Genomic DNA, 20,871 nt, shown 5'->3' with positions numbered 1-20,871 from the left:
GAAGTGAGTGTGGTAACCCACATCGTTCCCGGAGGTCTTCGCTACGTCACCTGTTCACAACGTCCCGGGGAACTACATCTAGGCCTCGTCGTCCTCGTCGTCGTCGATCGGTACGGGCCGCTCGGGGTCGGGTACGAGGGCGTCGTCGGCGTTCTCCCACACCTCGCGCTGCTGCTCGACGGCGTCGGCGGGCTCGGCCGCGGGCTCGAGGTCGGGGTCGACGGACGGCTGGGGCTCGTCGGGACTCGTGGTCATGGTGCCTCCTTCGCTCCCTTCCGATCGTGCCGCACATCGGCGCGCGTCGCAGTGCCGGGCACTCGCGCGCCGCTCGCGTTAGGTTCGGGGGCATGGACGACTCGTACTCGCCCTCGGAGCGCCGCGGCTATCGGCGCGTGGCCATCGCCGGTGTGCTGATGCTGCTGGCGATCGGACTGCTGCCCGCGACCGCCGCCGTGCTCGACGAGGTGGCGGAGGACTGGGTGCTCCCGGTCTACGTGGTGGTGATGCTCGTGATCGGCGCGCTGATGTGGGCGTTCCTCCCGGTCGTGGTGGGCGAGACCCGCCACGTCGCCCACCGCGCTCTCGTCGGGGCGTGCGCCGGACTGGCGTGCGCGGCCGTGGCGATGCTGGTGTTCTTCGCGCTGCTGAACGGCTACTCCGGAGCCTGAGTCACGAATCTTCCGTAACTCCAGTCACATGGGGCACGGCTGCCTACCATGGAAAGCCCCACCCCCGGAGGTTCAGTGATGCGCCGCATCATCGTCGCGCTGCTGAGCGCGCTCGCGCTCGCCGTGGTCCCCGCGGCGCCGTCCTCGGTCGCGATGTCCGCGCCGACGTTCGACAAGAAGCTGTTCAAGCAGACCAACGGCGCCCGCACGACGCACGAGCTCAGGACGCTCAAGCACGGCGCGTGCCTCAACCGCTACGCCCAGCGCCAGGCCGATCGCATGGCGAGGAAGCAGCGGATGTACCACCAGGACCTCTCGGTCGTGCTGAAGCGCTGCAAGGCGCGCACCGTCGGCGAGAACGTCGCGTACGGCTTCACGAGCCCGAAGTCGAACATCCGGGCGTGGATGGACTCGCCCGGACACCGCCACAACATGCTCAGCCGCAAGTTCACCCGGCTCGGCATCGGTGTGGCGAAGGACAAGAAGGGCCGCACCTACACGGTGCAGGTGTTCGGCCGGCCCGCCTGAGTCACTGCAGCGTGGCGGTCAGCCGCATCGCGTTGTCGACGAAGCGGGTGCGCCGCGGCCGCTGCCGCCACTCCTCGAGCGTCAGCTCGCGTGACAGGGCGCGCCGCTCGTCCTCGACCTCGCGCAGGCGATCGATGACCTCGCGGTCCACCACCATCAGGCTCATCTCGTAGTTCAGCGCGAACGAGCGCATGTCCATGTTGCTGGTGCCGACGACGCCGACGTGGTCGTCGACGCTCATGTGCTTGGCGTGCAGGACGAACGGCGCGGGGTAGAGCCAGATCCGCACGCCGGCCTCGAGCAGCTCGCGGTAGTACGACGCCTGCGCATGGCCGACCATGAACTGGTCGGCCTGCTCGCTGACGAACAGCTCGACGTCGACGCCGCGCTGTGCCGCGGTGGTCACGGCGTAGAGCAGCGTCTCGTCGGGGACGAAGTACGGGCTGGTCAGCGAGAGCCGGCGACGCGCGTGGTAGATCAGCGACGTGAACAGCCGCAGGTTGTTCTCGCTCTCGAAGCCGGGGCCGCTGGGCACCAGCTGCGCGGCGACGCCGACGACGTCGCGACTCGAGTGCGGCGTCTGGTCGACGTGGTGGGTGGTGACCTCGAGGATCTCGCCGGTCTCCAGGGCCCAGTCGGCGGCGAACAGGGCGTCGATCGTCGCGACGACGGGCCCCTCCAGGCGCATCCACAGCTCGACCCACTCGCGCCCGATCCGCCGGTTCTTCGGGTCGTTGTACGACGGGTGGGTCAGGTTGAGCGAGCCCGTGAACCCGACCGTGTCGTCGACGACGAGCAGCTTGCGGTGGTTGCGCAGGTCGGGGCGGCGGAACCGGCCCCGCCACGGCTGCAGCGGCATCATGAGGTGCCACTCGATGTCGGACGCGGCGAGGCGTCTCTTGAGGTCGCGGTAGCCTGGGATGCCCCGGGTGCCGAGGTGGTCGAAGAGCAGCCGCACGCGGACGCCGCGGGCGGTGGCCCGGTCGAGGGCGTCGAAGAACGGCGTCGTCATCTCGTCGAGCGCCATGATGTAGAACTCGACGTTCACGTGCCGCTCGGCGCCGTCGACGGCCTCGATCATCTCCCGGATCGAGTCGCGGTAGTCCGGCAGCAGCGTCACGTGGTTGCCCGCCGTGAGCGGCATGGCGGCGAGCCGCTGGTTGAGCCGGACGGTGGAGGGCACGTGGTCCGGGGCATCCGCCGGCGGCGCGGCGGCCAGCACGCGGGTCTCGCGGGCGATGACCTCGTTGGCCGCCGTCAGCTCACGGTGGCGCCGGTGCCCGATGCGGGCGCTGCCGAAGAACAGGAAGGCGACGAGGCCGGCGAAGGGCGCGAAGACGATGAGGATGAGCCATGCCATCGCGGTCTGCGGCCGGCGCCCCTCGGGGATGATGCCGATCGCCGCGACGTTGATCGCGACGATCGCGACGACCACGGCGATCGACAGGATCGCGCTCCAGTCGCTCATGCCCGCAGGCTAGCGTCGCGGGGTGGCGGAGCGCACTCACCAGTCGCGGCGGTCGCGCTTGACCTGGCTCCGTCGCTTCTTGGCCTCGAGGCGCCGCTCGACCGAGCCGCGGGTGGGCCGCGTCGGGCGGCGCTTCTTCGCGGGGCGCAGCGCCTGGGCCACGAGCTCCTCGAGCCGGCGCACCGCCTCCTCGCGGTTGCGCAGCTGCGAGCGGTGGGTCGATGCGACGACCGAGACCCGTCCGTCGACCAGTCGCCCGCGCAGGCGCGCGGCGACGCGGGCCTTCTGCTCGTCCGTCAGCACGGCGCTGTCGGCGGGGGACCAGAGGACCTCGACCCGGGTCTCGGTCGTGTTGACGTGCTGGCCGCCCGGGCCGGAGGAGCGGCTGAAGCGCCAGCTCAGCTCCGACTCGGGCAGCCGGACGGCTCGCTCAGGAGTCATCGTCCGCGAGCAGCCCGTACAGGCGGCGCCGGGCGTCGCCCACGATCTCGGCGGCCTTGGCCTGGTGGGCCGGGGTGCCGTCGGACATGACCTGTCGCGCCGCGGACATGAGCGACTTCAGCGCCGTGTTGAGCGCCGCGGACTCGGCGGGGATGCCGCGTCCGAGCTGCTCGGGGTCCCACGGCTCGCCGAGTGCCTCGCGGTGCTCCTCGACGTAGTCCTTGCCCGCCTGCGTGAGCGTGGCGGTCTTGCGGCCGTCCACGCGCTCGAACTCGATGAGTCCCTCGTCCTCCAGCTGCTGCAGGACCGGGTAGATCGAGCCGGGGCTGGGCGACCAGGCGCCCTCGCTGCGCGCGGCGATCTGCTGAATGAGGTGGTAGCCGTGCGCGGGCGCCTCGTCGAGGAGCAGCAGCGCGGCGGCGCGGACGTCGCCGCCCTTGCGGCCGCGGCGCGGGCCACGCGGTCCGCCCGGGCGGGCAGAGCGACCGGGACCGAACTCCCAGTCGAAGTCACGGGGTCCGCCGCGACGTGAGCGGCGGGGGTGCCGGGGCTGCCCGGCGTGCATGTGATGGGTGCGATCCATGATCGTTCCCCTTCCTTCTCATGACGACCTGCGTTCTGTCGTCGATGCGTCAACGATATATCGGTTATGTGTCGACGTCAAGACACGGAAGGGGTCGGGGTGCGGGAGCGTCAGCCCTGGACGTAGTTCGAGAGCTGGTCGCGCTCGAACTCGAGCTGGTCCATGCGGAACTTCACGGCGTCGCCGATGCTGAGCACACCGACGACCTCGTCGTTCTCCAGGACGGGCACGTGGCGCACGCGGTGCTCGGTCATCGTGGCCATGAGCGACCCGAACGAGTCCTCGGGCCGGCACACCTGCACGTCTGTCGTCATGATCTGCGCGACCGTCGCCGAGCGCGGGCTGTCGAGACCGCGCAGCTTGCGGACGATGTCGCGCTCGGAGACGATCCCGGCCATGGCGCGGCCGTCGGGACTCACCACCAGGGCGCCGATGTTGTGTTCGCTCAACGCGTCGAGCAGCTCGTCGACGGTGGCATCGGGAGAGATGGTGAACACGGCGGCACTGCCCTTCGCCGTGAGAACGTCGCGTACGCGCATGGGGCCTCCTCGGACTTGGTCGGCAGTGTAACGCCGATCACAGTCCACGGGCAGGCTCGCGCGCGCTCAGTCGTCGCGCGTGAAGCGCAGGCGCGTGACGTTGTCGCCCAGCGGCTCGTCGCCGGGGGCGCCCTCGTCGTACGACGCGGCGTCGTCGTCGGGGAAGTGGCCCAGGTACGCCATGACGGCGTCGTGCAGGCGCCCGTTGGTGGCGACGGCGTTGGCGCCCCACGGCCCTGGCTCGCCGGCCAGGCTCGTGAAGGTGCCGCCGGCCTCGCGGACGATGATGTCGAGCGCGGCCATGTCCCACAGGTTCAGCTCGGGCTCGGCGGCGATGTCGACCGCGCCCTCGGCGACCATCATGTACGACCAGAAGTCGCCGTACGCGCGCGTGCGCCAGCACTGGCGCAGGAGGGCGTCGAACTCGCCCTGGCGGCCGATCTGGTCCCAGCTGGGCGCCGAGGAGTAGGACATCGAGGCGGCCGTCAGCTCGCGCACGGCCGAGACGTGGATCGGCCGGGTCTGGCGGAACGACTTGCCGGTGTGCGCGCCGTCGCCCTTCATGGCCCACCAGCGGCGGCCGAGCGCGGGCGCCGACACGCAGCCCACCACGACCTCGCCCGCCTCCTCGAGCGCGATCAGCGTGGCCCACACCGGCACGCCGCGCACGAAGTTCGAGGTGCCGTCGATCGGGTCGACGATCCAGCGCCGCTCGGCGTTCTCGGCCGTTCCCTCGATCTCGCCGGACTCCTCGCCCAGGACGATGTCGCGCCCGCGCGACGTCTTGAGCGTGCGGCGGATGGCGTCCTCGACGGCGCGGTCGGACTCCGTCACGTAGGTCATGTCCGGCTTCGTCGAGACCTCGAGGTCGAGGGCACCGAAGCGGTCCATGCTCAGGTTGTCCGCGGTGTCGGCCAGGACGTGGGCCAGACGCAGGTCGTCGAGGTACGGGTTGGCCATGGGGCACAGCCTACGGTCTCGCGTACGGCGGCCGGTCAGTACTCGTCGACGAGCGCCCGGCTGGCCATGATCCGCCGGAAGGAGTGCACCCGGGCGGGGTCGATCTCACCGGCGGCGGCGGCCGTGTCGAGCGCGCACTCGGGCTCCTCGGCCAGGTGCGTGCAGCCGCGCGGGCAGTCGCGCGACGCGTCGTCGAGGTCGGCGAACGCGCGCAGGATCCGGTCGGGGTCGACGTGCGCCAGGCCGAACGAGCGAAAGCCCGGCGTGTCGACGATCCGGCCGCCGAACGGCAGCTCCAGGATCATCGCCGAGGTCGACGTGTGCCGCCCGCGTCCGGTGACCTCGTTGACATGGCTCGTGGCCCGGTCGGCGTCGGGGACGAGCGCGTTGACGAGCGTGGACTTGCCCACGCCGCTGTGGCCGATCAGCACGCTCGTGCGGTCGCGCAGCAGCTCGCGGACGTGGTCGAGCTCACCGCCGATCGAGGTGGTCACGACGCGCACGCCGAGCGGGTCGAGCTGGGCGAGGATCTCGTCCGCGGGGGCGAGGTCGGCCTTGGTCAGGCACACGGCCGGGTCCATGCCCGCGTCGTAGGCGGCGACGAGGCACCGGTCGATGAGGCCCGGCCGCGGTGGCGGGTCGGCCAGCGCGGTCACGATCACGAGCTGGTCGGCGTTCGCGACGACGACGCGCTCGATGGGGTCGTCGTCGTCGGCCGAGCGGCGCAGGACGGTGCGGCGCTCGAGCACCTCGACGATCCGCGCGAGAGAGCCCTCGGCACCGGAGATGTCGCCGACGACGCGCACCTCGTCCCCAACGACGACGCCCTGCCGCCCGAGCGGGCGCGACTTCATCGCCGTGACGACGCTGCCGTCCTCCATCGCGAGGGTGTACCGCCCGCGGTCGACCGTGGTGACGACGGCGACGGCGGCGTCGGAGTAGTCCGGCCGGTCCTTCGTGCGGGGCCGGGTGCGGCGACGCGGGCGCTCGTACTGCGCGTGCTCGTCCCTCACGGCAGCAGGTGCTCCCAGTCCTGGGCGAAGCCGGGATAGGTCTTCGCCGTGGTGCCGATGTCCTGCACGACGACGCCCTCGACCCGCAGGCCGATGACGGCCGCCGCGTGGGCCATCCGGTGGTCCTCGTACGTGGCGAACGAGCCACCGTGCAGGGGCGCGGGCGAGACGACGAGGCCGTCGGGCCGCTCCTCGACGTTCCCGCCGAGGCGGTTGATCTCGGTCGCGAGCGCCGCGAGGCGATCGGTCTCGTGGCCGCGCAGGTGGGCGATGCCGGTGAGCGTGCTGGGCCCGGTGGCCAGCGCGGCGAGGGCCGCGACGACGGGCGTCAGCTCGCCGACGTCGTGCAGGTCGAGGTCGACGCCGCGCAGCTGCTCGGGTCCCGTCACGACGAGGTCCTCGCCGTCGCGCTCGGCACGACCGCCGAAGGCCTCGGACAGTCCGCGCCAGGCGTCGCCCGCCTGGTCCGTGCGCTCGGGCCAGTGGCGGACGCGGACGCGACCGCCCGTCGCCAGGGCCGCGGCCACGAACGGGCCGGCGTTGGACAGGTCGGGCTCGATCGTGACGTCGAGGGCCTTCACGGGACCGGGATGGACGTGCCAGCGGGCGGGGGACTCGTCCACGACGACGCCCCGGCGGCGCAGCTCGGTGACCGTCATCGCGACGTGCGGCAGCGACGGCAGCGTGCCGCCCTCGTGGCGCAGATCAAGGCCCTCGGCGAACCGCGGCGCGACGAGCAGGAGCGCCGACACGAACTGGCTGGAGGCGGACGCGTCCACCGTCAGCGCGCCGCCGCGCACCTCGCCGGCGCCGTGCACCGTGAAGGGCAGGCTGGCCCGGCCGTCGTCGTCGATGCGGACTCCGAGGTCGCGCAGGCTCGAGATCGTGGTGCCCATCGGCCGCTCGCGGGCCCGCGGGTCGCCGTCGAACCGGACCGCGCTGCCGCCCAGGGCCGCGACGGGCGGGAGGAACCGCATGACGGTGCCGGCGAGCCCGCAGTCGACCTCGGCGTCGGCCGTGGAGCGGATCGGGCCCACGGACCACGTGTCATCGCCACGCTCGATGCGGGCGCCGAGCGACTCGAGCGCGGACGCCATGAGCTCGGTGTCGCGCGCGACGAGCGGCAGGTGGATCGTGGAGTCGCCGTCGGCGATCGCCGCCAGCACGAGCGCGCGGTTGGTCTGGGACTTCGAGCCGGGCAGCAGGACGGTCGCGTCGACCGGTGCCGCGGCGTGGGGAGCCGACCAGTCGCTCATCCGCGCAGGCCCTCGAGCCGGCCGGCGATGCCGTCCTTCGCGGCGACGGCGGTGCGCGCGGCACGGCGGCCCAGCCAGGGCTTGCTCGGCTCGGGATCGAGGGTCGACAGCAGCAGGCCGCCGGTGAGCGAGACGTTCTTGAGGAAGTGCGTGCGCTGGTTGCGGCGCGCGACCGGGTCGGTCTCGTTCCAGAACGGGTGGCCCGAGACCGTCGTGGCGGGCATCGTGGCCGCGAGCACGAGCGCGGACGTGCGGGGCAGGTGGCCCGTGGCCAGCGCCGTGCCGGCGGCGATGTGCACGGCGGCGTTGAGGCGCACGACGTTGGTCGGCGTCAGCCGGGCGCCGGGCGCGATCCGGCGCAGCGCGTCCGCGACGGGCTGCGCCTTCGCCGCGAGCGCGTCGGGCTTGCGCAGGGCCATGGCGCCACCGGTGACGAACATCGTGGCGAGCATCGGACGGGCGACCGCACGCAGGAGAGTCATGCCCTCATCATGCCGCAGGTGGGCGCCCCCGGCGCAGGCCTGCTCAGCCGAACGTGCCGTGGCTGGTCTGCAGTCCGGCGGTCAGCGACCACGTGCCCTTGGGCGACCAGGTCGACGTGAGGATCGTCAGGCGGGGGAGGGTGCGGTCGGCGCGGACCGCCGACGTGCACACGACCGTGTTGCTGAACTGGTTGGCGCGCGTGCAGGTCCACTCGGTGCCGAGCGGCAGGGTCAGCTCGTGCTCCTCCAGCAGGCCGCCGGAGAACGTGACGGCGAACGTCACGGGCTGGCCGACGGGCGTGTCCCGTCCCACCGTGAACGCGACGCTCACGCTGAACAGGCCCACGGACGGGCGCGGCGCCACCGTCGTGTCACCGGGCGTCTGCGTCGGCGTCGTCGTGGGGATCGTCGTCGGCACGGTGGTGGGCGCCGTGGTCGGATCCGGTGTCGGATCGGTGGTGGGCTCGGTCGTCGGCTCGGTCGTCGGCTCCGAGGTGGGGGAGGTGGTGGGCTCGCCGCCGGTCGGTTCCGTGGTGGGCTCCGTGGTCGGCTCGGTCGTCGGCTCCGTCGTGGGGGAGGTGGTGGGCTCGCCGCCGGTCGGTTCCGTGGTCGGCTCGGACGTGGGGGACGTCGTGGGCTCGCCGCCGGTCGGTTCCGTGGTGGGCTCCGTGGTCGGCTCGGACGTGGGGGACGTCGTGGGCTCGCCGCCGGTGGGCTCGGTCGTGGGCTCCGTGGTCGGCTCGGTCGTGGGCTCCGTGGTCGGCTCGGTCGTGGGCTCCGTGGTCGGCTCGGGGCTCGGCTCGGTCGTGGGCTCGGTGGTCGGCTCGGGGCTCGGCTCGACGGTGGGCTCGGTGGTCGGCTCGGGGCTCGGCTCGGCGGTTGCGTCGGTGGTCGGCTCGGCGGTGGGCGTCGGCTCGGTGGTCGGCTCGGGAGTGGGCTCGCTGGTCGGGTCGGTGGTCGGCTCGGGCAGCGGCGGGAGCGGGTCGATCGGGGCGGGGTCGGTCGGCAGCGGCTCGGGGGCGATCGGATCCGCAGGCGTGTCCTCGGTGGGCAGCACGTCGGGCGGGAACGGATCCTCCAGGACGTCGTCGTCGTAGAGCAGGTCGGGGCCCACGGTCGGCGTGGCCCACGGCGGGGTGCCGCCCGGCGGGACCTCGTCGGACCCGTACGGATTGAGGACGCGGTTGGGCACGTCGGCGCGCGTCGTCTCCTGCACGCTCGGCGGACGGTCGACCGTCACGAGAGCCGCGGCGCCCGCGATGACCACGACGCTCGCGGCCGCACCCGCGGCGATGCCCGCGGGACCGATCGTGCCGAGCGCACCGACGAGTCCCTGCGTGGAGCCGCCGACGACACCGGCGCCGCCCGATCCGGCCGCGCCGCCGCCCTGGCCGCCGCGCACGAGGCCGCCGGCGCCGGCCATCGCGCCGCCGCCGGCCAGGCCCGTGCCCTGCAGGTAGCCCGCGGCGGCCGTGCCGAGGACGACGGGGGCCAGGATGCCGGCCATGCCGGAGTTGAACTCCTGCAGCTCGACGTACAGGCCCATGCAGGCGCGGCACTCGTCGAGGTGGCGCTGCACCTTGCCGGAGTCGCGCCGCGACAGGCCGCCCCGCACGAACGCGCCGAGGTTGCCGATCGTGAACTGGCACGTCGCCGACGTGGCCGGCGCGAGGTGCTTCTGCAGGTACGCCTGGCGCAGGCCCTCGCGGGCGCGGTACGCCAGCGCCGACACGCTGTTGGCGCTCATGCCGAGCAGCGGAGCGATCTCGCCGGGCTTCTGGCCCTCCACGTCGAGGTGCCACAGCACCATCTGCCAGCGCTCGGGCAGTGACGCGAACGCCTCGGCCGTGGTGGTGCGCTCGAAGCCGAGCTCGGCGGTGTCGACGAAGTCCACACGCCCGTCGAGCTCGTGGTCGTCCTCGGTGGGGCGCTCGCGCGTGACGGCGCGGATGCGGTCGACGTGCAGGCGGCGCACGGCGGTGAGCAGGTAGGCGCGGAACGACTCCTGCGGGCCGTTGCCCTTCTGCAGCGTGACGAGGACCTTGGTGAACGCCTCGGCGACGAGGTCGTCGGCGTCGGGGCCGCGCATGAGCTGGCGCGCGAGCCGCTCGGCGGCGACGTGGTGGCGGGCGTAGAGCTCGCCGTAGGAGGCGGAGTCGCCGGCGCGGACCGCCGAGATCAGCTCGGCGTCGCTGCGCTCGTCGACGGGAGGGGAGGAGTGTGCGTCGATCGTCACGATCCGCTCCTCCCCGGTGGCTGGCGTGCACGACGTGGTGTGGCCCGTGGGGGCCACGTGCTCAGTCTAGGTCCGCCGATGCGCTCGTGTCCCTTCTTCGGGGGACCAGATTCGCGTAGTCCCTACGGCCCATTTCGGCGCGGAAGTCCGCGATGAACTCGCAGTTGCGAAATGCCGGTCCGGCGGTCCGAGCCGGGCCGCGACGGCGGGCCGAACTTTCCCCGCCGAAGTCGCGTCACGTTCCGCGCGCCGCCCCGTCCCATCGATGTAACACGGCGACTGCGCCCGGAATCGCGAGAGGAGGCACGGAATGGACCCGTTCGACGCGACCTATGTCGAGCTCGACTCGGCCGTCCGTGCCGGCCGGGTGGACGCAGTGGACGTTGCACACGAGGTGGGAGCGAGTGCAGCGGCCCTCGGAGTTCCCCTCCACGAGGTCCTCGACCGCGTGGAACGGTCCTTCGACGGCCTCGAACCGTCGTTCGCGATGGTGCGTGGTGTCGCCGTGGCATGGGCTGAGACGTCCCGAGCGCTGCAGTTGGAGACGTCCTGCGAGGATCCGCTGACCCAGCTGTCGTCCCTGCCGCACCTGCGCAGCACCCTCGACGGGCTGTACCGCGGTGCGGTCAGGGACGACACCACGGTCGCGGACCGCCATGGCCTCGTCGTGGTCGAGCTGCCACGACGCGAGCAGAACGCACTCGAGTCGACCCTCCACGCGGTCGACGTCAGTGTGGCCCTGCGCACCGCCTTCCCCGGCGACGAGGTCATCGCGCAGCTCAGTCCCCGCCGCTTCTGCGTCCTGGCCGAGCGCGACCGCCTCGACCAGCCGACGCTCAATCTCGTCACGGTCCTGTTGCGCCGGACGTTCGAGTCCCCGCCCCCGCGGGTCTGGCTCGAGCTGCTGCCGCCCGACGCGCAGGACGTGACCTGGGTGCTGGACGCACTCACCGGCTGAGCCGGCGGGATCCGCCACCGTCTCGGGTGTGGCGGAACCCGCCGGATCGGCGGGAGCCGACCTACGATGGGCCGCATGTGCGGCCGCTATGCCACGTCCAGGACCCCCGCGACCCTCGAGAGCGACTTCGAGGCGCGCCTGGGGGACCTGTTCGAGGACACCGGCGCCGACTACAACCTCGCTCCGACCAAGCTGGCTCCGCTCGTCGTGGCCCGCACGGACGAGGGCACGTCGCGGCGCGAGCTCGTCACCGCGAAGTGGGGACTCGTCCCGTCGTGGGCGAAGGACCCCTCGATCGGGAACCGGCTCATCAACGCCCGCAGCGAGACCGTCGCCGAGAAGCCCTCGTTCCGCACGGCGTTCGCCAAGCGGCGGGCCATCGTCCCGGCCGACGGGTTCTACGAGTGGTACCAGCCCGAGGCCCCCAAGGGCGGCAAGCGACCGCCGAAGCAGCCGTTCTTCATGAGCGCGAAGGGCGGGCTGGGACTCGCGGGGCTCTACGAGTTCTGGAAGGACCCCGAGGGTCAGTGGCTGCTCACGTACACGATCCTCACGACGTCCGCCGAGGGCGAGGACGGGCGGATCCACGACCGCGCCCCGCTCATCGTGGGCGAGGACGTCGCCGAGCACTGGCTCGCGGCCGAGCCGTGGCCCGACGCGCTGGACCACCTCGTCGCGGCGACGCCGGGCGTGCTCGACGCCTGGCCCGTCTCGACCGCCGTCAACAGCGTGCGCAACAACGGACCCGAGCTGGTCGAGCCGATCCCGCTCGAGGGGGAATAGCGGCCCCGGCCGTCCCGTTGACCCTCCCAGAAGGAGGTTCCGTATGCTCGCATGCCCACCCAGGCCGACCGCAGTAGGCTGGACGGTGATGACTGACGACACCGTCGTGGACCTGGCGACCGAGACCCCCGAGGAGCGTCAGGCCCGATTCGAGGCCGACGCCCTGCCGTTCCTCGACCAGTTGTACTCCGCCGCGCTGCGCATGACCCGCAACCCCGCGGACGCCGAGGACGTCGTCCAGGAGACGTACGCCAAGGCGTTCAGCGCGTTCCACCAGTTCAAGCCGGGCACCAACCTCAAGGCGTGGCTGTACCGCATCCTGACCAACACCTACATCAACGGCTACCGCAAGAAGCAGCGCCAGCCGCAGCAGGTGACCGACGAGATCGAGGACTGGCAGATCGCCGCCGCCGCGGCGCACACGTCCTCGGGCCTGAAGTCGGCCGAGATGGAGGCGCTCGAGCGCCTGCCCGACTCGGACGTCAAGGACGCCCTGCAGCAGCTGCCCGAGGACTTCCGCTACGCGGTGTACCTCGCCGACGTCGAGGGCTTCCCCTACAAGGAGATCGCGGAGATCATGGACACGCCGATCGGCACCGTGATGTCGCGCCTGCACCGCGGTCGGCGCCAGCTGCGCGAGCTGCTGGCCGACTACGCGCGCGATCGCGGGATGAAGGTCCCCGCGGGAGGTGAGTCCAAGTGAGCTGTGACGGACCCGATTGCGAGAAGGCGCTCGAGAACCTCTACGTCTTCATCGATCACGAGATCGACAACGCCAGCTGCGAGGAGATCCAGGCGCACCTGGACGACTGCTCCGAGTGCCTCACCGAGTTCCAGCTCGAGCAGATCGTGAAGTCGCTCGTGGGCCGCTCGTGCTCCGAGGTGGCTCCGCCGCCGCTGCGCGAGAAGGTGCTGTTCCGCATCCGCTCGGTCCAGGTCGAGATCCGCTCCGAGCAGGGCTGACGCCCCCAGAACGACGAAACCCCATCCGGATGGATGGGGTTTCGTGCTTTCACGTCACGGTTCACGCGTTGGGGCGCTTGCCGTGGTTGGCGCCCTTCTTGCGGCGCGCCCGACGCTTGCGACCGGTCTTACCCATGGTCTCCTCCTCAGAACGCTGACCCTCTAGTCTCCCACATTCACTCCACGGCGGGCACACGGGACAGGAAGCGCTCGCGGTCGACCACGACACGGCGCACCTGGCCGCTGCCGACGAGCGTCCCGCGCTGGTCGTGCGCCGAGACGTCGAAGATCACCATGCGGCCGTCCCGCTGCGTCACGGTCGCCCGCGTCGTGATGGTCGAGCCGACCGCGCTCGGGCCGAGGTGCTGGACCTCGACGCGCGTCCCGACGCTGGTCTGCGAGGGGTCGAGGTCGAGCTCGGCGCACGTCGCCTCCTCGAGCCACGCCAGCAGGACGGGCGTGCCGAGGACCTCGAGGTCGCCGCTGCCGACCGCCCGCGCGGTGTGCTCGGCCGCGACGGTGTGGACGATCTCGGCCATCAGACGCCCATCGTGTTGCGCGGGTAGAGCGCGTTCACGTCGGTGGCGACGTTGACCAGGTACGGCACGCCCGACGTGAACGCGCGGTCGATCGCGGGACCGATCTCGCGCGGGTCCGTGACGAACTCGCCGCCGCCGCCGAGCGCCTGCACGACCTGGTCGTAGCGCGTGTTCGGCGCGAGGTCGGCCGCCACGTCGTAGCCGTAGAGCATCTGCATCGGGGGCTTCTCCAGTCCCCACGCCGAGTTGTTGCCGACGATCATCACGACCGGCAGGTTGTGCCGCACGAGCGTGTCGACGTCGATGATCGACATGCCGGCCGCGCCGTCGCCGAGCAGCAGGACGACCTGGCTGCTGGGACGCGCGATGCGGGCGGCCATGGCGGCCCCGAGGCCGGCGCCGAGGCAGCCGTACGGGCCGGGATCGAGCCAGCCGCCGGGCCGCTGCGGCTCGACGAACTTGCCGGCGAACGACACGAAGTCGCCGCCGTCGCCGATCACGACCGCGTCGTCGGCGAGGCGGGGGAGGAGCTCGCCGTAGATGCGGGCCGGATGGATCGGATCGGCCTCGGCGGTCAGCAGCGCCGAGTCGCGCTCGACGGACGCCGCCACGACCTGGCGCAGGTCGGACAGCCACGGCGCCCAGTCCGGACGCGTGGGACCGGACTGCAGGGCGTCCAGCAGGCCGTCGAAGACCATCGTGAGGTCGCCCGCGACCGAGGCGCCGAGCGACGCGTGCTGCGAGAGCTGGCCGGGGGAGTCGGCGATGTGCACCGTGGTGGCGGGCTCGCCGCCCTCCTTGCCGCCGAAGCGGCCGAAGCCGAGGCGGAAGTCCAGCGGGGTGCCGACCACCACGACGACGTCGGCGACGCCCAGCGCGCGGGAGCGGGCCTTCGTGACGAGGTTGGCGTGACCGCCGGGCACGATGCCGCGGCCCATGCCGTTGGCGATCGCCGGCATCCCCGTCTCCTCGACGAAGCGCAGCGCGGCCTCCTCGGCGTGGTCGGCCCACACGTCGGTGCCCACGATCAGCACGGGGCGCTTGGCTGACGCCAGCAGCCGGGCGATCGAGGAGATGCCCTCGGGATCCGGCTCGAGCCGCTCGGTCGACGGGCCGGTGGAGGTGTGCTCGACCGGGCCGGAGTTGAAGAACTCGTCCATCGGGATGTCGACGAACGTGGGGCCGCGGTGTGACGAGCCGGCCAGCGTGAAGGCCTCGTCGACCACGGGCGCGATGTCGGCGAGCGTGGCGGCGGTCGTGGCCTTCTTGGTGATCGTCTCGAAGATCGGCGGGTGGTCGAGCTCCTGCAGGGTGCCCGTGCCCCACGTCGAGGCGGCCGCGCGACCGCCGACGACGACGAGCGGGGCGCCCGAGAAGTAGGCCTGCGCGACGGGGCTGACGCCGTTCGTCACGCCGGGGCCCGCCGTCAGGACCGCGAGGCCGGGCGTGCGGGTGAGCTTGCCGATCGCCTCGGCGGCGAACACGGCCGACGGCTCGTGGCGGACGTCGATGATGGGCATGGGCTCGTCCGACTTCACGGCCGCGTCGTACATGGGGAAGATGTGCGCCCCCGAGAGGGTGAACATCGCCTCGGCCCCGTGCGCCCGCGCGACGTCGAGGGCGTGGTGTCCGCCGTGCGGTCCGGTGGGCTCGGGAAGCTGCTGGTCGTCCGTCATGTGACGCAGGTTACCCGCGAGTCGGTTCCGGCGGCGGCACTAGGCTCGGGTCGTGCCCTCCCTCGACGACATCGCCGATGCGCAGACAGCGCTCACCACCCCGCAGGTGGACCGGCTGCAGGCGCTCATCACCGACTGGCAGATCGTCGCGGACCTGTCGTTCAGCGACCTCGTGCTGTGGGTCGACGACGCCGAGAGCAAGGGCATGTGGGCCGCCGCGCAGATCCGCCCGACCACCGGACCGACGACGCTCCTGGAGGACGTCGTGGGCACGTTCGTGCCCCGCGACCTCACCGCGGTGGGCGACGAGGTGCTGCCCGACGGCACCGAGATCACGCAGGCCGCCGTGCCGGTCACGTGGGCGGGACGCCGCCTGGGCGTCATCGTGCGCCGCCGGCCCACCGCGGACCGCCGCTCGGCCGGCGCGCTGGAGTCGGCGTACCAGCGCACGAGCGACGACCTGTTCGAGATGATCCGGCGCGGCGAGTTCCCGTTGCCGGGCGTGCCGTCCGAGCTGGCGGACTCGCTGCGCGTCGGCGACGGCTTCATCCGCACCGAGGCCGACGGGCGGGTCTCCTACGCGAGCCCGAACGCGCTCTCGGCGTACCGGCGCCTCGGCCTGACGGGCGACCTGCGCGGCAGCGACCTCATCGAGGTGACGACGGCGCTCATCGGCGCCGAGGGCAGCGACCGGCAGTTCAGCGCGCTGTTCGGGGCGGGCGACACCGAGGCCGAGATCGAGAACGCCGGCGCGTCGATGCTGCTGCGGATCATGCCGCTGCGCGGCGACAGCGGACCGCTCGGCTCGCTCATCCTGCTGCGCGACGTGACCGAGCTGCGCCTGCGCGAGCGCGAGCTGGTGTCGAAGGACGCCACGATCCGCGAGATCCACCACCGCGTGAAGAACAACCTGCAGACGGTGGCCGCCCTGCTGCGGCTGCAGAGCCGGCGCATGGAGATCCCGGCCGCCCGCGAGGCGCTCAAGGAGGCCGAGCGCCGCGTCGGCTCGATCGCGCTCGTGCACGAGACCCTGAGCCAGTCGTTCGACGAGACGGTCGAGTTCGACCTCATCGCCGACACGCTCCTGCGCACCGTCCTCGACGTCGGGGGAGGAGCGGTCAAGGCCGAGCGCGTCGGCTCGTTCGGGCTCGTGCCCGGCGAGATCGCCACCCCGCTGGCGATGGTGCTCACCGAGCTCGTGCAGAACGCGGCCGAGCACGCCTTCGGCCCCGAAGGGGGCCGCGTGGTGCTGGCGGTCAACCGGATCCGGGGCCGAGTGCGGCTGCGGGTCAGTGACGACGGGCGGGGTCTGCCGGACGACTTCGACCCGACGCTCAGCCTCGGGCTGTCGATCGTGTCGACGCTCGTGCGAGGCGAGCTGAAGGGGGAGCTGGAGTACGAATCGCCCACGGGGGGCGGGACGACCGTGGCGATCGCCTTCGGGCTGTAGCCCGGGCGATCAGGCCGTCTTGATGCGGGCGCGCGCGTTGCGACGCTTGAGCGCGCGGCGCTCGTCCTCGCTCATGCCGCCCCAGACGCCGTGGTCCTGGCCGGACTCGAGGGCCCACTGCAGGCACTGGTCACGCACGTCGCAGCGACGGCAGACCATCTTGGCCTCCTCGACCTGGAGGATGGCCGGGCCCGTGTTCCCGATCGGGAAGAAGAGCTCAGGATCTTCGTCCAGACACGCCGAACGATGACGCCAATCCATACAGATGTCTCCTTCGATTCCGAGATGGGGAACGAGCGCGCACGTCAACGGCGCGCTACCTCACACGAGTTTCCCAAGGTTTCCAACACATGACAACAGTTGTGCGATGTGGGTTTTGTCGGAAATGTCACAAAGGTGTCGGGCCGGAAATGCTTGAAATTCCGCTTCGCTAGCCTGAGAGGGTGCCTCTCGCCTCGCGACTTCCGCTCATCGTCGCCGCCCTCGTCGTCGCCGGTCAGGCCCTCGTCTTCGTCGTGCTGGCCGTGCTGGACCTGGGCGGCCTCGTGCCCGGGCGTGAGGGCGTCGGGATCGGGATCGGCCTCGTGCTCATGCTGATCGGCGTGGGACTGCTGGCCGCCGCGTGGGGACTGCTCCATGCGTGGCACGGCGCGCGCGGGCCCGTCGTCGTGGCCCAGCTGATCGGGCTCGGCCTGGCTTGGTCGCTGCGCAACCCCGACCAGAACACCGGCGACAACCGCGCCGTGGGCATCGCCATCGCGGTCTCGGCGATCGTGGTGCTGGCCTGCCTGGCCACCGGCCCGGCCCGTCGCGCGCTGGCCGACGACCGGGAGGAATGAGACGTGTGCGACACTGGACGCTGGGGCACAACCCCTCCTCCCTGCGGCCACCATCCCGCACCCGGACGCCGGATCGGCGCCGTTCGCACCCTGACTTTCACGCTGCGCGAGGAAAAATGTCCACCTCCCTCCACCAGATCGACGCTGACCTGCCCATGACGCTGAACGACCTCGACGACCCTGTCTTCTCCCTGCACCGCGGCGGAAAGATGGAGGTGGCCTCGACGGTACCCGTGGCGAACGCGGACGACCTGTCGCTGGCCTACACGCCGGGCGTCGCCCGTGTCTGCGAGGCGATCGCGGCCGATCCCGAGGCCGCTCACGACTACACGTGGGTGTCGAACACGGTCGCGGTCATCACCGACGGCACCGCCGTGCTGGGCCTGGGCGACATCGGCCCCTCGGCCGCCATGCCGGTCATGGAGGGCAAGGCCATCTTGTTCAAGCAGTTCGGCGGCGTCGACGCGATCCCCGTTGCGCTGGACACCACCGACACCGACGAGATCGTCGAGACCGTCGTGCGCCTCGCCCCGACGTTCGGCGGCATCAACCTGGAGGACATCTCCAGCCCTCGCTGCTTCGAGATCGAGCGCCGCCTCGTCGAGGCCCTCGACATCCCGGTCTTCCACGACGACCAGCACGGCACCGCCGTCGTCGTCCTGGCCGGCCTCTACAACGCGCTGCGCCTCACCGAGCGTGAGCCCGACGAGATCAAGGTCGTCATGTCCGGCGCCGGCGCCGCGGGCGTCGCGATCACCAAGATCCTGCGCTCGGCCGGCGTCCGCAAGATCAGCGTGTGCGACCGCGCGGGCGTCATCACCCCCGAGCGCGATGACCTCAACGAGGTCAAGCAGTTCCTCGCGGACGAGACCGCCGGCTGGGCGCGTCCCGGCACGATCGCCGACGCCCTCGAGGGCGCCGACGTGTTCATCGGCGTCTCCGGCGGCACGGTGCCCGAGGAGGCCGTCGCGCGCATGGCGCCCGACGCGATCATCTTCGCGCTCGCCAACCCGAACCCCGAGGTGCACCCGGACGTGGCGCACCGGTACGCGCGCATCGTGGCGACGGGCCGCTCGGACTTCCCGAACCAGCTCAACAACGTGCTCGTGTTCCCCGGCATCTTCCGCGGGGCACTCGACGTGCGCGCCACCGAGATCAGTGAGTCAATGAAGCTCGCCGCGGCCCGCGCCATCGCGGATCTCGTGGACGACGACGAGCTGACCGAGTCGCACATCATCCCGTCGCCGTTCGACCCGCGCGTCTCGCAGGCCGTGGCGCGTGCCGTGACCGACACGGCGCGCCGCGACGGGCTGGCCCGCCGCCCCTACTGAGTTTCCGTAGCCCACCACCCAGGAGGTCGCCCGTGTTCGCCGTCTACGCCGAGTCGATGGATCCGAAGGACCCGATGAAGGGTCTCGTGGTGGGGGAGCGCCCTGACCCCGAGGTGCCCGACGGCTGGACGACGGTGACCGTCAAGGCCGCCTCGATCAACCACCACGACGTGTGGAGCCTGCGCGGGGTCGGCCTGCGCGACGAGTCGCTGCCGATGATCCTGGGCTGCGACGCCGCCGGCTACGACGAGGACGGCAACGAGGTCCTCGTCCACGCCGTCATCAGCCAGCCCGACTGGGTCGGCGACGAGACCCTCGACCCGAAGCGCTCCCTGCTGTCCGAGCGGTACCAGGGCACGTTCGCCGACAAGGTCGCCGTGCCGCGCCGCAACGTCATCCCCAAGCCCGACCGCCTGTCGTTCGCCGAGGCCGCGTGCCTGCCCACGGCGTGGCTGACGGCGTACCGCATGCTCTTCACGCAGGCCGACCTCAACCCCGGCGACGCCGTGCTCGTGCAGGGCGCCGGCGGTGGCGTGGCCACCGCCGCGATCACGCTGGCGCGGGCAGCGGGCTTCCGCGTCTTCGCCACCAGCCGTGACGAGGAGAAGCGCCGCCGCGCGCTCGAGATCGGCGCGCACGAGGTGTTCGACTCCGGTGAGCGCCTGCCCGTCAAGGTCGACGCGGTCATCGAGACGGTCGGCGCGGCCACGTGGTCGCACTCGATCAAGTCCATGCGTCCCGGCGGCACGCTCGTGATCGCCGGCGCCACCTCCGGCGATGCCCCGTCGCACGCCGAGCTGACCCGCATCTTCTTCCAGCAGATGCGCGTCCACGGCTCCACGATGGGCACGCGCGACGAGCTGCGCCGTCTCGCGGAATTCATGGCCGTCACCGGCACCAAGCCGCTCATCGACGCCGAGATCCCCATGGAGGACGCCGCCGACGGCCTGCAGCGCGTCATCGACGGCGACGTCTTCGGCAAGATCGTCCTGACCCGCTGAGCCCACCCTCCGCCTCCGGCGGACGAGATGTGTAGCGGTATCCACGGATTTCGACCCTGATCGGCCGTTCCCACGTGGTTGCCGCTACACATCTCGCGGACCGCAGGTCCGTCACAGGCGTGAGTGGACCATCGCGCGCCACTGCCGCGTGAACTGGGGCCGGGGCCCGCGATAGCCGCCTCGGGTCAGTGCGTCATGGACGCGCGCCACGAGCACCGTCGGCTTCGGCAGGTCGGTGTCGAACACCGTGATGACGGTCCACCCGAGGCGCTCGAGCCGTTCACGCCGGTCGCGCAGCCATCGTCGCTCGTCGGGCGACAGCTCGTGCCAGCGACCGTCGTACTCGATGGCGACCCGGAACCGCACGTACAGCAGGTCCACGGTGGCGACCTTGCGGCCGACTTCGTCGAAGACGACGGAGTTCACTGCGGGCTCCGGCAACCCGGCCAACACCAGGATGAGGCGGACCAGGGTCTCCATGGGGGAGCGTGAGTCTGCGACGAGGTATCGCATGGCGTGTCGTGCCGCGACGACGCCGTCGAGGTGACGGTCGTGGCAGTACGCGAGCAGCTCGTCGAAGGTCACCAGTCCGCGCTGGATGAGCCAATCCCCGAAGACGACGAGCTGGACGAAGGTCAGACGCAGGGCGCAGTCCACGAACGTCCGCGCCGGGCTCGTGACCGGGAGTCCGTTGACGACGCGGGACGAGATCGCGTGCTTGCGGCGATGCACTCGGATCCGATCCTCGCGACAGACCGCGTTGCGGCGCGTCGAGAGGTGGATGCGGTCGTCGTTCCACGTGAGCTCGGGTCCGTACAGCTGCTGTGCGCTGCGGTGGCTGACGATCGCATCGCTGGGTCCAGCCAGGACGGCTGCGCGCAGCCAGTCCCCGAAGGTGACCTCGCGGTCGGCGCCGATGTAGACGCCGCGGAACAGACGGCGGAAGCGCGCGTGCTCGAGCTGGCGCGGAGTCACCCCGACCGACCGGGCCTCGGCCACGGTGAACGGGCGGTCCTTGAGCTCGGCGGGAACCTCGTGCATGCCCCGACGCTGGCAGCCGCGCGTCTGAGGGAGAAGGCGTGGGACGACCCCTGTGGACGGGGCGACCGGTGTCCCCAGGGCCCGTCCTCACCCCGATGTGTAGCAATGCCCACCCC

25 protein-coding genes and 1 pseudogene are annotated in these 20,871 nt (G+C 71.8%); 11 read left to right on the top strand and 15 right to left on the bottom strand.

Going from position 1 to position 20,871, the window contains the following annotated elements:
• Window positions 1–78: 78 nt before the first annotated feature.
• Window positions 79–255, bottom strand: a complete 177-nt coding sequence (locus AB3M81_RS16500) for a hypothetical protein (RefSeq protein ID WP_412905015.1) — start codon at window positions 253–255, stop codon at window positions 79–81.
• A 92-nt stretch (window positions 256–347) separates the two neighbouring features.
• Between AB3M81_RS16500 and AB3M81_RS16495 the strand changes: the two genes are divergently transcribed.
• Together AB3M81_RS16495 and AB3M81_RS16490 are read left to right on the top strand one after the other, a co-directional pair.
• Window positions 348–668: a hypothetical protein gene (locus AB3M81_RS16495; protein WP_412905014.1), complete on the top strand. Its 321-nt coding sequence runs from the start codon at window positions 348–350 to the stop codon at window positions 666–668.
• Window positions 669–746: 78 nt separating this feature from the next.
• Window positions 747–1,196, top strand: a complete 450-nt coding sequence (locus tag AB3M81_RS16490) for a CAP domain-containing protein (protein ID WP_412905013.1) — start codon at window positions 747–749, stop codon at window positions 1,194–1,196.
• A gap of 1 nt (window position 1,197) precedes the next feature.
• On the opposite strand, the gene cls is transcribed toward AB3M81_RS16490, so the two are convergent.
• The 8 genes from cls to AB3M81_RS16450 form a co-directional block, all read right to left on the bottom strand.
• Window positions 1,198–2,664, bottom strand: coding sequence for a cardiolipin synthase (gene cls / locus AB3M81_RS16485; protein WP_412905012.1), 1,467 nt, complete (start codon window positions 2,662–2,664; stop codon window positions 1,198–1,200).
• 36 nt (window positions 2,665–2,700) lie between these two features.
• Entirely contained in the window at window positions 2,701–3,105 is a 405-nt protein-coding gene (arfB, locus tag AB3M81_RS16480; RefSeq protein WP_412905011.1) for an alternative ribosome rescue aminoacyl-tRNA hydrolase ArfB, read from the bottom strand.
• A complete protein-coding gene (locus AB3M81_RS16475) occupies window positions 3,095–3,688 on the bottom strand; it encodes a PadR family transcriptional regulator (RefSeq protein WP_412905010.1) in 594 nt (197 codons plus the stop codon). The genes arfB and AB3M81_RS16475 overlap by 11 nt, the downstream gene beginning before the upstream one ends.
• A 110-nt stretch (window positions 3,689–3,798) precedes the next feature.
• On the bottom strand, window positions 3,799–4,227 hold the full coding sequence (locus AB3M81_RS16470) for a CBS domain-containing protein (RefSeq protein WP_412905009.1): 429 nt from the start codon (window positions 4,225–4,227) through the stop codon (window positions 3,799–3,801).
• 66 nt (window positions 4,228–4,293) lie between these two features.
• Window positions 4,294–5,187, bottom strand: a complete 894-nt coding sequence (gene hisN, locus AB3M81_RS16465; protein ID WP_412905008.1) for a histidinol-phosphatase — start codon at window positions 5,185–5,187, stop codon at window positions 4,294–4,296.
• 35 nt (window positions 5,188–5,222) lie between these two features.
• On the bottom strand, window positions 5,223–6,200 hold the full coding sequence (gene rsgA / locus AB3M81_RS16460) for a ribosome small subunit-dependent GTPase A (protein WP_412905007.1): 978 nt from the start codon (window positions 6,198–6,200) through the stop codon (window positions 5,223–5,225).
• Entirely contained in the window at window positions 6,197–7,456 is a 1,260-nt protein-coding gene (aroA, locus tag AB3M81_RS16455; RefSeq protein WP_412905006.1) for a 3-phosphoshikimate 1-carboxyvinyltransferase, read from the bottom strand. Before aroA ends, rsgA begins: the two co-directional genes overlap by 4 nt.
• Window positions 7,453–7,938 carry a DoxX family protein gene (locus AB3M81_RS16450; protein ID WP_412905005.1) on the bottom strand — a complete coding sequence of 162 codons (486 nt, stop codon included), beginning with the start codon at window positions 7,936–7,938 and terminating at the stop codon, window positions 7,453–7,455. Before AB3M81_RS16450 ends, aroA begins: the two co-directional genes overlap by 4 nt.
• A 53-nt stretch (window positions 7,939–7,991) precedes the next feature.
• Between AB3M81_RS16450 and AB3M81_RS16445 the strand changes: the two genes are divergently transcribed.
• Window positions 7,992–9,035, top strand: a complete 1,044-nt coding sequence (locus tag AB3M81_RS16445; protein ID WP_412905019.1) for a glycine zipper domain-containing protein — start codon at window positions 7,992–7,994, stop codon at window positions 9,033–9,035.
• Window positions 9,036–9,496: 461 nt separating this feature from the next.
• On the opposite strand, the pseudogene AB3M81_RS16440 reads toward AB3M81_RS16445, so the two are convergent.
• Window positions 9,497–10,174, bottom strand: a pseudogene (locus AB3M81_RS16440) (RNA polymerase sigma factor); the annotation flags it as partial.
• 310 nt (window positions 10,175–10,484) lie between these two features.
• Here AB3M81_RS16440 and AB3M81_RS16435 point away from each other — a divergent pair.
• From AB3M81_RS16435 to rsrA, 4 genes are all read left to right on the top strand, one after another.
• Window positions 10,485–11,132, top strand: coding sequence for a hypothetical protein (locus AB3M81_RS16435; RefSeq protein WP_412905004.1), 648 nt, complete (start codon window positions 10,485–10,487; stop codon window positions 11,130–11,132).
• Between the two features lie 75 nt (window positions 11,133–11,207).
• The gene (locus AB3M81_RS16430) at window positions 11,208–11,915 is read left to right on the top strand and encodes an SOS response-associated peptidase (RefSeq protein WP_412905003.1); all 708 of its coding nucleotides are present in this window, start codon (window positions 11,208–11,210) and stop codon (window positions 11,913–11,915) included.
• A gap of 88 nt (window positions 11,916–12,003) precedes the next feature.
• Window positions 12,004–12,618, top strand: coding sequence for a sigma-70 family RNA polymerase sigma factor (locus AB3M81_RS16425; RefSeq protein ID WP_412905002.1), 615 nt, complete (start codon window positions 12,004–12,006; stop codon window positions 12,616–12,618).
• Window positions 12,615–12,878 (top strand): mycothiol system anti-sigma-R factor, encoded by a 264-nt coding sequence (gene rsrA / locus AB3M81_RS16420; protein ID WP_412905001.1) that lies wholly within the window; start codon window positions 12,615–12,617, stop codon window positions 12,876–12,878. The genes AB3M81_RS16425 and rsrA overlap by 4 nt, the downstream gene beginning before the upstream one ends.
• Before the next feature lie 61 nt (window positions 12,879–12,939).
• Here rsrA and AB3M81_RS16415 read toward each other — a convergent pair whose 3' ends face one another.
• The 3 genes from AB3M81_RS16415 to AB3M81_RS16405 are packed head-to-tail and all read right to left on the bottom strand — an operon-like array spanning window position 12,940 to window position 15,093.
• Window positions 12,940–13,014 carry a 50S ribosomal protein bL37 gene (locus AB3M81_RS16415; protein WP_369797015.1) on the bottom strand — a complete coding sequence of 25 codons (75 nt, stop codon included), beginning with the start codon at window positions 13,012–13,014 and terminating at the stop codon, window positions 12,940–12,942.
• A 40-nt stretch (window positions 13,015–13,054) separates the two neighbouring features.
• Window positions 13,055–13,417, bottom strand: a complete 363-nt coding sequence (locus AB3M81_RS16410) for a thioesterase family protein (protein WP_412905000.1) — start codon at window positions 13,415–13,417, stop codon at window positions 13,055–13,057.
• Complete coding sequence (locus tag AB3M81_RS16405) at window positions 13,417–15,093, bottom strand: acetolactate synthase (RefSeq protein WP_412904999.1); 1,677 nt, start codon at window positions 15,091–15,093, stop codon at window positions 13,417–13,419. Before AB3M81_RS16405 ends, AB3M81_RS16410 begins: the two co-directional genes overlap by 1 nt.
• A 52-nt stretch (window positions 15,094–15,145) precedes the next feature.
• On the opposite strand from AB3M81_RS16405, the gene AB3M81_RS16400 reads away from it, so the two are divergent.
• Window positions 15,146–16,543, top strand: a complete 1,398-nt coding sequence (locus AB3M81_RS16400) for a sensor histidine kinase (protein WP_412904998.1) — start codon at window positions 15,146–15,148, stop codon at window positions 16,541–16,543.
• Window positions 16,544–16,552: 9 nt separating this feature from the next.
• Here AB3M81_RS16400 and AB3M81_RS16395 read toward each other — a convergent pair whose 3' ends face one another.
• Window positions 16,553–16,804 (bottom strand): WhiB family transcriptional regulator, encoded by a 252-nt coding sequence (locus AB3M81_RS16395; RefSeq protein WP_412904997.1) that lies wholly within the window; start codon window positions 16,802–16,804, stop codon window positions 16,553–16,555.
• Between the two features lie 182 nt (window positions 16,805–16,986).
• Here AB3M81_RS16395 and AB3M81_RS16390 point away from each other — a divergent pair, with 182 nt between their 5' ends.
• The 3 genes from AB3M81_RS16390 (at window position 16,987) to AB3M81_RS16380 (ending at window position 19,714) form a co-directional block, all read left to right on the top strand.
• Window positions 16,987–17,382, top strand: a complete 396-nt coding sequence (locus AB3M81_RS16390; protein WP_412904996.1) for a hypothetical protein — start codon at window positions 16,987–16,989, stop codon at window positions 17,380–17,382.
• 116 nt (window positions 17,383–17,498) lie between these two features.
• Entirely contained in the window at window positions 17,499–18,713 is a 1,215-nt protein-coding gene (locus AB3M81_RS16385; protein WP_412904995.1) for an NAD(P)-dependent malic enzyme, read from the top strand.
• Between the two features lie 32 nt (window positions 18,714–18,745).
• Window positions 18,746–19,714, top strand: coding sequence for a zinc-binding dehydrogenase (locus tag AB3M81_RS16380; RefSeq protein WP_412904994.1), 969 nt, complete (start codon window positions 18,746–18,748; stop codon window positions 19,712–19,714).
• A 111-nt stretch (window positions 19,715–19,825) separates the two neighbouring features.
• On the opposite strand, the gene AB3M81_RS16375 is transcribed toward AB3M81_RS16380, so the two are convergent.
• Window positions 19,826–20,755: a type IV toxin-antitoxin system AbiEi family antitoxin domain-containing protein gene (locus AB3M81_RS16375; RefSeq protein WP_412904993.1), complete on the bottom strand. Its 930-nt coding sequence runs from the start codon at window positions 20,753–20,755 to the stop codon at window positions 19,826–19,828.
• Window positions 20,756–20,871 lie beyond the last annotated feature (116 nt).

Source organism: Aeromicrobium jepli, assembly GCF_047246605.1.
GTDB lineage: Bacteria > Actinomycetota > Actinomycetes > Propionibacteriales > Nocardioidaceae > Aeromicrobium.
The sequence above is the reverse complement of the archived record's forward strand: the minus strand, read 5'-3'. Positions and strand labels throughout refer to the sequence as shown.